General features: G+C 73.4%; 13 protein-coding genes. 7 read left to right on the top strand and 6 right to left on the bottom strand.

Annotated elements, in window-relative coordinates:
• Entirely contained in the window at positions 1–1,143 is a 1,143-nt protein-coding gene (locus tag ABD946_RS23265) for an acyl-CoA dehydrogenase family protein (RefSeq protein ID WP_345286611.1), read from the bottom strand.
• An 11-nt stretch (positions 1,144–1,154) separates the two neighbouring features.
• Positions 1,155–2,285 carry a CaiB/BaiF CoA transferase family protein gene (locus ABD946_RS23260; protein ID WP_345286609.1) on the bottom strand — a complete coding sequence of 377 codons (1,131 nt, stop codon included), beginning with the start codon at positions 2,283–2,285 and terminating at the stop codon, positions 1,155–1,157.
• Positions 2,286–2,473: 188 nt separating this feature from the next.
• Here ABD946_RS23260 and ABD946_RS23255 point away from each other — a divergent pair, with 188 nt between their 5' ends.
• Positions 2,474–2,737 (top strand): DUF1876 domain-containing protein, encoded by a 264-nt coding sequence (locus ABD946_RS23255; RefSeq protein ID WP_345286607.1) that lies wholly within the window; start codon positions 2,474–2,476, stop codon positions 2,735–2,737.
• Positions 2,738–3,032: 295 nt separating this feature from the next.
• Here ABD946_RS23255 and ABD946_RS23250 read toward each other — a convergent pair whose 3' ends face one another.
• Both ABD946_RS23250 and ABD946_RS23245 read right to left on the bottom strand, forming a co-directional pair.
• Positions 3,033–4,067: a hypothetical protein gene (locus tag ABD946_RS23250; protein ID WP_345286605.1), complete on the bottom strand. Its 1,035-nt coding sequence runs from the start codon at positions 4,065–4,067 to the stop codon at positions 3,033–3,035.
• On the bottom strand, positions 4,064–4,417 hold the full coding sequence (locus tag ABD946_RS23245; RefSeq protein WP_345286603.1) for a PadR family transcriptional regulator: 354 nt from the start codon (positions 4,415–4,417) through the stop codon (positions 4,064–4,066). The genes ABD946_RS23250 and ABD946_RS23245 overlap by 4 nt, the downstream gene beginning before the upstream one ends.
• Positions 4,418–4,560: 143 nt before the next feature.
• Between ABD946_RS23245 and ABD946_RS23240 the strand changes: the two genes are divergently transcribed.
• The 5 genes from ABD946_RS23240 to ABD946_RS23220 all read left to right on the top strand — a co-directional run bounded on the left by ABD946_RS23240 (position 4,561) and on the right by ABD946_RS23220 (position 9,878).
• On the top strand, positions 4,561–5,244 hold the full coding sequence (locus ABD946_RS23240; protein WP_345286601.1) for a carbohydrate binding domain-containing protein: 684 nt from the start codon (positions 4,561–4,563) through the stop codon (positions 5,242–5,244).
• A 165-nt stretch (positions 5,245–5,409) separates the two neighbouring features.
• Entirely contained in the window at positions 5,410–6,786 is a 1,377-nt protein-coding gene (locus ABD946_RS23235) for an FAD-dependent oxidoreductase (RefSeq protein WP_345286599.1), read from the top strand.
• 81 nt (positions 6,787–6,867) lie between these two features.
• Entirely contained in the window at positions 6,868–7,845 is a 978-nt protein-coding gene (locus tag ABD946_RS23230; protein WP_345286597.1) for a hypothetical protein, read from the top strand.
• Between the two features lie 116 nt (positions 7,846–7,961).
• Positions 7,962–9,212 (top strand): sensor histidine kinase, encoded by a 1,251-nt coding sequence (locus ABD946_RS23225; protein WP_345286595.1) that lies wholly within the window; start codon positions 7,962–7,964, stop codon positions 9,210–9,212.
• 24 nt (positions 9,213–9,236) lie between these two features.
• Entirely contained in the window at positions 9,237–9,878 is a 642-nt protein-coding gene (locus ABD946_RS23220; protein WP_345286593.1) for a response regulator transcription factor, read from the top strand.
• On the opposite strand, the gene ABD946_RS23215 is transcribed toward ABD946_RS23220, so the two are convergent.
• Complete coding sequence (locus ABD946_RS23215) at positions 9,851–10,240, bottom strand: hypothetical protein (RefSeq protein ID WP_345286591.1); 390 nt, start codon at positions 10,238–10,240, stop codon at positions 9,851–9,853. The genes ABD946_RS23220 and ABD946_RS23215 overlap by 28 nt on opposite strands.
• A gap of 69 nt (positions 10,241–10,309) precedes the next feature.
• On the opposite strand from ABD946_RS23215, the gene ABD946_RS23210 reads away from it, so the two are divergent.
• Complete coding sequence (locus ABD946_RS23210) at positions 10,310–10,990, top strand: Pr6Pr family membrane protein (protein WP_345286589.1); 681 nt, start codon at positions 10,310–10,312, stop codon at positions 10,988–10,990.
• Positions 10,991–10,997: 7 nt separating this feature from the next.
• Here the strand turns inward: ABD946_RS23210 and aroA are convergent, their stop codons facing one another.
• Positions 10,998–12,242, bottom strand: a complete 1,245-nt coding sequence (gene aroA / locus ABD946_RS23205) for a 3-phosphoshikimate 1-carboxyvinyltransferase (RefSeq protein WP_345286587.1) — start codon at positions 12,240–12,242, stop codon at positions 10,998–11,000.
• Positions 12,243–12,450: the final 208 nt, after the last annotated feature.

Genomic DNA, 12,450 nt, shown 5'->3' with positions numbered 1-12,450 from the left:
TCAGCCGAGGATGGAGCGGCCGATGATCTCTTTCATGATCTCGGTCGTGCCGCCGTAGATGGTCTGGATCCGGCCGTCGGTGAACGCCTTGGCGACCGGGTACTCCGTCATGTAGCCGTACCCGCCGTGCAGTTGGAGGCAGCGGTCGGCGGTGCGCTTCTGCAGTTCGGTGGCCCACCACTTGGCCATCGAGGCGTCCACCGGGGTGAGCGCCCAGCGGTTGTGCTCGGTGATGCAGCGGTCCACGAAGGTCCGGGTGACGGCGCACTCGGTGGCCAGCTCGGCGATCTCGAAGCGGACGTGCTGGAGCTTGGCCAGCGGGCGCCCGAAGGCGGTGCGCTGCTTGACGTACTCGGTGGTGAGCTCGACCAGGTGCTCGGCCCCGGCGATCGCGGCCACCGCGATGGCCAGGCGTTCCTGGGCGAGGTTGCGCATCAGGTAGTAGAAGCCCTGGTCGACCTCGCCGAGCAGGTTCTCCTTGGGGACGCGGACGTCCTGGAAGAACAGCTCGGCGGTGTCCTGGGCCTTCTGGCCGATCTTGTCGAGGTTGCGGCCGCGCTCGAAGCCGGGCATCCCGCGCTCGACCACCAGCAGGCTGAGGCCGTGCGCTCCGCCCTCCTCGGTGGTCTTGGCGACCACCACCACGAGGTCGGCCAGGATGCCGTTGGAGATGAAGGTCTTGGCGCCGTTCAGCAGGTAGTGGTCGCCCTTGTCCTCGGCCCGGGTGGTGATGCCCTGGAGGTCGGAGCCGGTGCCGGGCTCGGTCATCGCGATGGCGGTGATCAGCTCGCCGGAACAGAAGCCGGGCAGCCAGCGGCGCTTCTGCTCCTCGGTGGCCAGCTGGCTGAGGTAGGGGCCGATGATGTCGTTGTGCAGACCGATCGCCAGGCCGCTGGCCCCGGCCCGGACGAACTCCTCGGCCAGCACGGCCGGGTAGCGGAAGTCGCCCTCGCCGCCCCCGCCGTACTCCTCCTCGACGGCCAGGCCGAGCAGGCCCTGCCGCCCGGCGGCCAGCCAGGCCGAGCGGTCGACGATGCCGTCCTTCTCCCAGCGGTCGTGGTGCGGCAGCACCTCCTTGGCCAGGAAGGCCCGGACGGTCTCGCGGAACGCCTCGTGCTCCTCGGTGTAGATCTCGCGCTGCACGGCTCCTGCTCTCAACTGGAGGGGATGTGAAGGCTCTTGACGTCCCAGTCGCGCGCCACCTGCTCGGTGTGCGCGCCGGGGAGGGCCGGCGGTCGGTGCACCGAGCCGGGGGTGGCGGAGAACCGGGGCGCCGGGGCGGGCTGGGTGACGCCGCCCTCGGTGAGGTAGGTGCCCCGGGCCACCAGGTGCGGGTGGACGGCGGACTGACCGAGCGTCAGCACCGGGGAGGTGCAGGCGTCCGTGCCCTCGAAGAGCTCGGTCCACTCGGCCTGGGTGCGGGTGGCGAACCGGGCCGCGACGGCCGCCCGCAGCTCGGGCCAGCGCGGCAGGTCGTACTGACCGGGGGCGTCGGCGGGGAGCTCCAGCAGGCGGGTGAACTCGGCCCAGAACTGGGGCTCCAGCGCGCCGACCGCCATGTACCGGCCGTCCGAGGTGCGGTAGGTGGCGTAGCACGGGGCGCCGCCGTCCAGCAGGTTGACGCCGCGTCCGTCCTGCCAGAGCCCGGCGCCCAGCAGGCCCCAGAGCATGGTGGTCAGGTGTGCGGCGCCGTCCACGATGGCGGCGTCCACCACCTGGCCGGCGCCGGTGAGTTCGGCGTGCCGCAGGCCGGCCAGCAGGCCGACCACCAGGTAGAGCGAGCCGCCCGCGTAGTCGCCGAGCAGGTTGGCCGCCCAGGCGGGCGGGCCGTCCGCCGGGCCGGCCAGGCCGAGCACCCCGGCGGTGGCGGTGTAGCCGAGGTCGTGCCCGGCCCGCTGGGCGAGCGGACCGCCCTGGCCCCAACCGGTCATCCGGCCGTAGACCAGTGCGGGGTTGCGGGCCAGGCAGGCCTCCGGGCCGACCCCGAGGCGCTCGGCGACGCCCGGGCGGTAGCCCTCGATCAGCAGGTGGGCGCGCTCGACCAGGTCGAGCACCTGACCCGGGCCCTCGGGGGCCTTGAGGTCCACGAGGACCGAGCGCTTGTTCCGGTTGGTCAGGTCGTGCTCGGGGGCGGGGCCGAGCGGGGACGGACCCGGGCGGTCCACCCGGACCACGTCCGCCCCGAGGTCGGCGAGCAGCATCGCGGCGAACGGGCCGGGCCCGATGCCGGCCAACTCCACCACCCGCACCCCGGCGAGTGGTCCCCGGTTGGTCGAACCGTCCACAGCCGTCCTCTCGTCTTTGACAGTGGGGCTGTCACAGTCGCGATGATAGACAAGTGACCCGGCGGTAACAAGGCTTCGGCGCACGGGTCGCGGATCCGGTCCGACCCGCCTCCCGCCCGCCTTGAAATCGGCCGTGCACAGGCGGAGGCTGGGCCTTGAACGATCCACCCGGAATGAGGTGATCGACCATGCGAAACCAGTGGAACGTCGCCCTCGTCTTCGAGGAGGACGAGAACCGCACCACCTGCACCGCCTCGCTGGAGGGCTTCAGCGCCCCCGGCGTCCGCGGCCTCGGAATCGCCCGTCGCAACCCGGACGACGCCCCCGACTCCACCGTCGGAGAGGAGCTGGCCGCGGCCCGCGCCTGCTCCAACCTGGCCCACGAGCTCATCCTCAAGGCCGCCTCCGGCATCGAGTCCCACACCCACCGCGAGGCCCGTCTGCTCTTCTGACGGCGCCTCACCCGCCCGGTGAACGCACGGAGGCCCCGCCGTGACGGCGGGGCCTCCGGTGTGCGGACGGCTAGAGCCTGTCTGACAATTCGCGTCGGATCAGGCCGGGTCGTTCAGGGCCCCTCCTGCCCGATGGCGGGCAAGGAGGGCGCGTGCGATCGGCGTGCGGCCGGGACGCCCTCGTAGCGGAGCTACTTGGGCGTTTCGGCCGTGCGGCGAGCGTGCGTGCCAAGGGGGCACCTCCCGGCCGAAGGCTGGGGGAGGGCCGACCCCGGCGGGAATTGTCAGACAGGCTCTAACGAGCGGTGGGCGGGCGTCGCTCCAGGAAGCCGGGCCGCCAGTGCGGCAGGACGGCGGCGAGCAGCGCGAACCCGGCCAGCAGCGCGACGGCGAGGACGTGGTGGCCGGAGTTCCACAGGTGGGCGGCGGCCGAGAGCAGCATCAGGGCGAGCACCGGCACCCCCGCCACGGCCGCCGCCGCCGGACCCGGCCGGCCGCGCAGCAGCGCGGGCACGGCCACGGCGAGCAGCGTGAGCTCCGTCGCACCGAGCAGCAGGGCCAGCACGACGCTGGGCGCCCCCGCACCGAGGATCCGGAACGGCCCCAGCCCGAGCGCGGTGTTCAGCAGCACACCGCCGACCAGCAGACCCGCCAGAGAGCTCAGGCGCCGCCCCCTGGTCGGCGGCCCGAGCAGGTCCCGGGGCGCGGCCATCAGGATCAGCAGCCAGATCACCTGCGGCCCGTACCAGGCCGCCATCCTGGCGAGCAGCCGAGGGCCGTCCCCGTAGGACCAGCTCGTCGACAGCAGCGACTCGACCACCACGTGGCCCAGGACCGCCAGCAGGCCCGGCGGCGCCAGCGCCCGGGCCGCGGTCCAACGGCCGGTGACGGCCGCGACGGCCACCACCAACAGGAGGAGCAGACCCGCCCGGCCGAGCCAGTAGCCGAAGCCCGGCAGGGTGTCCACCGGCGCAGCGATCAGCCAGTACAGGGGCCACCCGCGCTGCAGGGAGACGACCACGCCGTCCACCTCCTCCGCCAGCGTGCCCGCCACCGCCGCCACCCCCGCGAACGGCGCTGCCAGAGCAGCCAGTTGAGCCAGTGTCCGGTCCGACCCGAGCCCGAGCCGCATCCGCAGGCCGTGCCCGGCCAGATCGACCCACTCCCGCGCGGCCGACCAACGCCCCCGCCCGGCGGTGGCGTCCGCGAAGACCGCCGCCAACTCGGCGCCCTCGCCCCGGCGGTAGGACCCCGGGTGGAGGCGCATCGCCACCCGCACCCCGAGGCCGCTCGCCCCGCCCATCCCGCTTGCCCCGCTCGCCCCACTCACGAGGCGAATCCCGGACGCAGCTGCGCGGCGCGGCCCGAGGACAGCCGCCGGTCGGCCTCGGCCACCACCGCGCGCAGCCGTTCGGCCTCGCGCTCCAGCACCTCCCGCCCGCCGTCGGTGAGCCCGAAGGTCCGCCGTGCCCTGCCGTCGACCACTTCCTCCCCCTCCACCCGGACCAGTCCCTGCTTGAGCAGGCGTTCCAGGGCTCCGTAGAGCGTCCCGGCGCGGAGCTTCACGCGGCCCCCGGAGATCGCGGTGACCTCCTGGAGCAGCGCGTACCCGTGCCGGGGCGCATCGGCCAGCGCGGTGAGCAGGAGCAGTGTCGGCTCCTGCATCGAACGTTCCGTCATGCCTCTACATATACCGGTGAGTTGAATATACCGTCCAGAGGATCGGCGAATTCGGCACTCTTGACCCGGCCTCCCGCCCTCCACCAGGCTGGGCCCACTCCCTGCACCGCTGCCCGTCCACAACTCCCCACCAGGAGAAGGCAATGCGTGCACCCCACAGACAGTCCGCCACCCCCGCCGCCCTGCTCGGAGCCGTGGCCCTGGCCCTCGTCGGCCTGGTCACGGTCGTACCCGCCGCCGCCGAGCCGCCACGCCAGCAGGTGGTGCGCAACGGCGACTTCGCCGAACCGCTGAGCTCCGGCTGGTCCTGCACCGGCGACGTGACCCTCACCGACCGGATCGTGGAGGGCCGCCCCGGAACCCACGAGCAGGCCGGCTGCACCCAGGCGGTCCGGGTCGTTCCCGGCTCCACCTACGAACTCACGGCCGAGGTCTCCGGGTCCTACGCCTTCGTCACCGTCGAGGGGGTCCCGAAGGTCCCCGACGGCAAGGTGACGCGCTGGGCCGACGGCTCCGGGTGGACCACCCTGACCGCCACCGTCTCCGTGGTCGCGGTCAACCAGGTGACCGTCTCCTTCCACGGCTGGTACGGCCAGGGACCCTTCCGGATCGGCCGGATCGCCATGACCGACGTGACGGCCCCCGGCGCCTGCGTCCTGACCACCCCGGCCTGGCCGCCGAGCCCGACCGTCAGCAGCCCCCGCCCGACGATCAGCCCGAGCCCGAGCCCGAGCCCCAGTCCCACGTGGACCGCCGACCCGAGCCCGAGCACCGAGCCGCGCCCGTACTGGACCTGGACCTGCACGCCGTCGCTCGCGGCCGGGTGACCCGGCGGTGACCCGGCCTTAGCACCACGGATGGGGCGTGGTCCAGACCTCTGCACCTGATGGACATAGGGCATCCCTATGGGGCCATAGATCGGGAAAGGGTAGCCTAACCAGGAACCGCCGGGCACCCTGGCGGTCAACGCTGCCCAGCCGAAGGATGCACGTATGTCCCGCCCCATCCGAGTGGCCATAGTCGGAGCCGGCCCCGCCGGCATCTACGCCGCCGACGCGTTGATGAAGTCCGAGGTCGCCGCCGACCCCGGTGTGTCGATCGACCTGTTCGAGCGCATGCCCGCGCCCTTCGGCCTGATCCGCTACGGCGTCGCCCCCGACCACCCCCGGATCAAGGGCATCATCACCGCGCTCCACCAGGTGCTGGAGAAGCCGCAGATCCGCCTGTTCGGGAACGTGGACTACCCCACCGACCTCTCCCTGGACGACCTGCACCGCTTCTACGACGCGGTGGTCTTCTCCACCGGCGCGATGGCCGACCGCGAGCTGAAGATCCCCGGCATCGAGCTGGACGGCTCCTACGGCGCGGCCGACTTCGTCTCCTGGTACGACGGCCACCCGGACGTTCCGCGCGAGTGGCCGCTGGAGGCCGAGAAGGTCGCGGTGCTCGGCGTCGGCAACGTGGCGCTGGACGTGGCCCGCATCCTGGCCAAGACCGCCGACGAGCTGCTGCCCACCGAGATCCCGGCCAACGTGTACGAGGGGCTCAAGGCCAACAAGGCGCTGGAGGTCCACGTCTTCGGCCGCCGCGGCCCGGCCCAGGCCAAGTTCAGCCCGATGGAGCTGCGCGAGCTGGACCACTCGCCGAACATCGAGGTCATCGTCAACCCCGAGGACATCGACTACGACGAGGGCTCGATCGCCACCCGCCGGGGCAACAAGCAGGCCGACATGGTCGCCTCCACCCTGGAGAACTGGGCGATCCGCGACATCGGCGAGCGCCCGCACAAGCTCTTCCTGCACTTCTTCGAGTCCCCGGTCGAGGTGCTCGGCGAGAACGGCGAGGTCACCGGCCTGCGCACCGAGCGCACCGAGCTGGACGGCACCGGCAACGTCAAGGGCACCGGCGCGTACACCGACTGGGACCTGGGCGCCGTCTACCGCGCCGTCGGCTACCTCTCCGAGGAGCTGCCCAAGCTGCCCTGGGACGCCGTCTCCGGCACCGTGCCGCACGAGGCCGGCCGGGTCATGGAGGCCGGGCACCACCTGCCGTCCACCTACGTCACCGGCTGGATCAAGCGCGGCCCGGTCGGCCTGATCGGCCACACCAAGGGCGACGCCAACGAGACCGTGGCCTGCCTGATCGAGGACTTCCGGGCCGGCGCGCTGCGCACCCCGGACGCCCCGCAGGAGGACGCCGTCCTCGCGCACCTGACGGCCAACCAGGTCGCGTACACCACCTGGGACGGCTGGAAGCTGCTGGACGCGTACGAGAAGGCGCTCGGCGAGCCGCAGCAGCGCGAGCGGGTCAAGGTGGTGGAGCGCGAGGAGATGCTCCGCGCCAGCGGGGTGACCCTCCCTCAGGAGTAGCACCGCTTCCCCCTCCGGGGGGATCCGGTTCCTGACCAGGGCGGAGGCCCCGGGCGGGGCGCCGGACGGGAGGGTGGACCCATGGACCTCACCCCGTCCGGCGCACTGCGCCGGGGCATCTGCGCACTCACCGTCGCGGCCACCGTGCCGTACCTGACCCTCAAGACCCTCTGGCTGTGCGGCAGCACGATCGGATTCGGCCCGGACGCCGAGATCGCCCACTCCGGCGCGATGTGGGCCGCCAACCTGGTCACCTTCGTCATGGACGCGGTGGCGGTCGTCCTGGCGCTGGCCTTCGTCCGCCCCTGGGGCCGGCGGATCCCGGCCGGGCTGGTGCTCTTCCCGGCCTGGGTCGGCAGCGGGATGCTGGGCGCCCTGCTGATCGAGCTTCCGCTGATCTTCGGCACCGAGCTGCTGCTCGGCACCGAGCCCTCGGTCGACCCGCAGGGCTGGCTCCAGCCCTGGGTGTTCGCCGTGGTCTACGGCGGCTTCGCGGTCCAGGGGGTCGCCCTGCTGGCCGGCTTCGCCCTGCACGCCCGGGAGCGCTGGGCCGGGCTGCTCTCCGACCGGATCGGCGACCTGCCCCGCACGGCCACCCTCGGACTGCAGCGCACCCTCGCGGTGACCGCCGCAGGGCTGGCCCTGCCGCTCGCCGCCGCCCGGCTCTACTGGGCGCTCGGCGGCCACCTGGCCCGCCCGCTGCGGCTGTTGGACGGCCACCGCCCCGCCAGGATCATCGACGCCGTCACCGCCGTGCTGTTGCTGGCCGCCTGCACCGCGTTCCTCTGGGTGGTGCTGCGCCGCACCCCGCAGCGCCGGCTGGCCCCCGCCCTGCTGACCGGCTGGCTGGCCGGCGGCGCGGTCTTCGCCTGGGGCGCGTGGAACGTCTTCGTCTGGCTGCTCCAGCCCGACCTCCCCGAGCGGACCGACACCGTGCCACCGGCCGGGCAGTTGGCCGAGGCGGCGCAGGCCGGGATCGGCGGGCTGCTGCTGGTGACCGGGGCCCTGGTCCTGATCGAACGTGCGCACGCTGCCGCTGACATAGGGTCAGCTGCGTGAGACCGACCGGCAAGTGGGGGGCGGAGGAAGGAGCGGTGTTGGGGTGCGTGGCTCGGCGGCGCCGAGGAGGGAGTCCATGCGGAGCATCGGCGACTGACGAGAAGCCGGCGAGGTGCGTGCCCCGGCACCGCGACGCCGCCCCCCACTTGCCGGTCGGTCTGCGTGCACTGGTCGGACGCAGGGCGGCGCTCCGCTGGGTGCACCTGGTGCTCGGCGGAGCCCTCCTGATGCCCTTCTGGCTGCTCTGCCTGGTGCTGGTCTCCACCGCCCGGGGACTGAACGACACGCGCGGGGACCTGTGGGCGCAGTTCGAGGCCTTCGCGGTGGCCCTGCCGCTCGCCGCCGCCGTGGCGCTGCTGCTGCCGGCCGTCCGGGTCCTGGAGGCCACCGCCGCCCGGGCCCTCGGACTGGCCGACGGACGGGAGTTGACGGTCACCGCGTCACGGTCCTGGGCCGCCCGGCGGCGCACCGCCGCCTGGTTCGTCCAGCACCTGTTCTGCGGCGGGGTGGTCTCGGGGATGTCGCTCTCCGTCCCGCCGGCGGTCTGCGTGCTGCTGCTCTTCCCGGACCAGGCCGCGGTCCGGGAGCTGTTCGGACCGCTCGGGGTGGCGCCGCAGCTGGTCGCGCTCGGGCTGGTGGCACTGGTGCTGCTGACCAACGCCGGGGCCGGGGCCTGGCTGGCCCGCACCGCGGTGCCGCTGCTCGGGCCGACGCCCGGCGAGCGGCTCGCCGCGGCCGAACGGCGCGCCCTGGAGCTGGCCCAACGCAACCGGCTGGCGCGGGAGTTGCACGACTCCGTCGGCCACGCGCTGAGCGCCGTCGGGATCCAGGCGGCGGCCGCCGGGCGGGTGCTGCGCAGCGACCCGGAGTTCGCCGAGGAGGCGCTCAAGGCGATCGAGGAGACCGCCCGGGCCGCGGTGGCCGAGCTGGACACCGTGCTCGGCCTGCTCCGCGAGGAGCCCGAGCCCGCCGCCGGCTCCACCGCTCCCACCCTGGCCGGGCTCGGCGCCCTGCTGCGGCAGATGGAGCTGGCCGGGGTCGCGGTCTCCGCGCGGGTCGGACCCGGGACGGGCGAGCTGCCGGCCGAGGTCTCCCGGGCGGCGTACCGGATCGTCCAGGAGGGGCTGACCAACGTGCTGCGCCACGCGGGGCGGGTGACCGCCGAGCTGCGGCTCGAAGTGGTCTCCGGTGCACTGGAGTTGGAGCTGGTCAATCCGCCCGGCGAGGACCGGCCGAGCCGTCCGGGCGGCGGGCGGGGGTTGGCCGGGATGGCCGAACGGGCCGCGGTGCTGGGCGGCACCTGCGGCGCAGGCGTGGACACCGACGGCCGCTGGCGGCTCACCGCCCGGCTGCCGCTGAACAGTTGAACCGAACGAGCAGGGGGCCGGGACATGACGGTGCGCGTGGTGATCGCCGACGACGAGCGGCTGGTGCGGATGGGCCTACGGGCCATCCTGAACGCCGAACCGGACCTGGAGGTGGTCGGGGAGGCCGCCAACGGTGCCGAAGTCGTCTCCCTGGTGAGGGAGTTGCGGCCGGACGTGGTGCTGATGGACGTCCGGATGCCGCAGGTGGACGGCATCCGCGCCACCGAACAGTTGGTCTCCACCCTCGACCCGGCGCCCCGGATCCTGGTGGTCACCACCTTCGAGAACGACGACCACGTCTACGACGCGCTCCGGGCCGGAGCCGCCGGCTTCCTGCTCAAGCGCGCCAGCGCCGACGAGATGGTCCAGGCCGTCCGCCTGGTCGCCCGCGGCGACTCCCTGCTCTTCCCCGCCGCCATCCGCGACCTCGCCACCGCCCGCCGCCCCGCCCGCCCCGACGCCCGCACCCGCCGCCTCACCGACCGCGAGTCCCAGGTCCTCCGCCTGATGGCCGCCGGCCTCAACAACGCCGAGATCGCCGCCCACCTCGTCGTCAGCCCCGAGACCGTCAAGACCCACGTCGGCGGCATCCTCACCAAACTCGCCGCCCGCGACCGCACCCAGGCCGTCATCACCGCCTACCAGGAGGGCTTCGTCAGCCCCTGACCCGCCCGGGCCGCCTCCTCCAGCAGTGACCACCCGTCAAGCTCCACGGCGGGACCGCCCGGCGCCCAGCCACCCGCCAGCGCGGCGTCGAGCAGGGCCCTGACGGCCCCCGGCTCGTGCAGGTTCAGCCCGGCGCCCCTGACGTACCCGACGTCGCCCGAGCCGAGCGGCGCCCCTCCCGGCACGTACCGGTCCGGGCCGTCGGCGAAGACGATGCGCAGCAGGCCGCTCTCCCCTGCGGGCTGGGGGTGCAGGGTCAGTCTCTCCTCGCAGCCCTCCGGCCGGTGGCGGTGACGGAGCGTCCAGAGGTACCTGGTGCCGTCGGCGGTCAGGCGGCGCGGGGTGTTCGGCTTGCGGGGCACGGGGTGATCGTACGCCGGTGACCAGGCGCCTTCCGTGGGTCGGCTACCCGCAGGTAGAGTGCGGCGACCATGCCAACACTCGACCACGGACTGGTGAACAACATGTCGGTCTGGACCCGCCCCTCACTCTGGTGGCGAGCGGCCATCGTGCTCTCGGCCGGGCTCGGGCTGATCCTCAGCAACAGCTCGCTGGTGTACTTCACCATCGAGAGCAACGTGATCGTGCTCGGGTACTTCCTCGGGGCCGTCTACTGGATGGTGAAGCGCTCCACCGTCGAGGCGCCCGCGCCGCGGCTGCGCGGGGCGGTGACGCTGTACATCACCATCACCGGCCTGGTCGCGCACATCCTGCTGAACAAGGGGGCCAACCCGCTGCCGGGGCTGGTGAACGGCGAGAACCTGGTGCAGGAGTGGTCCAGCTTCTTCCTGCACTACGTCACGCCCGTGCTGGTGCTGGGCGACTGGCTCTGCCTCAAGCCGCGCAACGCCTCCCGTTGGAAGGACCTGCCGCTCTGGCTGGCCTTCCCGCTCGGCTACGCCGCCGTCACCATCGCCCGGGCCCTGCTCTTCCCGGACTTCCCGGTCAAGTACCCGTACTTCTTCCTGGACCCGAGCGAGAAGGGCTACGGCTGGGTGTCGCTCCAGATCGTCCAGCTGACCTTCGAGTTCATCGCGCTGGCGGCGCTGGTGGTGGGCCTCGACCGGCTCGGCACGCTGGTCGCGCGCAGGCTGAAGCCGGCCGAGGCCTGAGAGCCGGTCAGATCCCCCAGGAGGCGCGCAGCTTCGCGAACTCCTCGTGGAAGGCCGGGAAGGTCTTCCGCACGCATCCCGGGTCGTCGAAGGTGACGCCCGGGGTGCGCAGCCCGGCCACCGCGAAGGACATCACGATCCGGTGGTCCCCGAAGGTGGCGATCTCGACCGGCTTCGGCGCGCCCGGCTTGATCTCGATCCAGTCCCGGCCGGTCTCCACCTCGATGCCCTGGGCCCGCAGGTTCTGCGCACAGGCCTCCAGGCGGTCGCACTCCTTGACCCGGGTGTTGTAGACGTCCTCGATCCGCACCGGCCCGTCGGCGAACGGCGCGAAGGCGGCCAGCGTCGGCATGGTGTCGGAGATGTCCCGCATGTTGACGGTGATCCCGGACAGCCGCCCGCCGGGAGCACCGGCCACGGTCACCTCGTCCTCGCCGATCCGGACCTCCGCCCCCATCCGCTCCAGCACCTCGACGAACTTCAGGTCGCCCTGGAGCGCGCCCTGCCCGAGGCCGGGCACCGTCACCTCACGGCCCGTCAGGGCGGCGGCGGCGAAGACGTAGCTGGCGGTGGAGGCGTCCGGCTCGACCGGGTAATCGACGGCGGTGTAGCCGCCCGGCGGCACCACGAAGACCTTGCCGTCGCCCTCGCGCCCGACCTCCACGCCGAAGCTGCGCATCATGGCGAGGGTGATCTCGACGTAGGGCACCGAGACCAGGTCGGTGACGGTGATCCGCAGGCCCTGCTCGGTGAGCGGGCCGAGCAGCAGCAGGGCGGTCAGGTACTGCGAGGAGAGCCCGGCGTCCAGGGTGAGCTCGCCGCCCTTGACGCCGCGCGCGCTGATCCGCAGCGGGTGGTGGCCCTCGTTCTCCTCGTGCACCAGCACCACGCCGAGCTCGCGCAGCGCCTCGGTGAGCGGGCCGACCGGGCGGCGGCGCATCTGCGCGGAGGCGTCGAAGCGGAACTCGCCGTGCCCGGCGGCGGCCAGCGCGGGGAGGAAGCGGGCGGTGGTGGCGCCGTCGCGGCAGTAGACGTCGGCGTCGTTGGCGGGGCCCTGCGGGCGGCCCTCGACGATCCAGTCCTGGCCGTCCTCGGTGACCGCGTAGCCGAGCGCGGCGAGGCCGGCCGCGAAGCCCTCGGTGTCGTCGGAGTGCAGCGGGCGGCGCAGCCTGGTGCTGCCGTCGGCGGCGGCGGCCAGGAACAGCGCGCGGGCCGTCACCGACTTCGATCCGGGAATCTCGACTACCGTCACGGCGTCCTCCAGGGCGCGGTTGGTCCAGCGGGCGGGGGTGGTCCGGGCTCTGCCTCCCGGGCACCGCACTGCCTCCCGGGACGGCCCGGTGCGGGGCGCGGCGGTGCCCGGCGGACACCCGGGGACGCCCGCCCGGCCCGGTCCGGAAGACGCCCCCATCCTCTCCCGCCGCCGCGCCGGCACGCCGACCGGTCCGAGGTGTGGACCG

This window comes from Kitasatospora albolonga, from assembly GCF_039535905.1.
Classification (GTDB): Bacteria; Actinomycetota; Actinomycetes; order Streptomycetales; family Streptomycetaceae; genus Kitasatospora; species Kitasatospora albolonga.
Note: the sequence above shows the minus strand (reverse complement) of the source record. Positions and strands in the feature narration are given on the sequence as shown.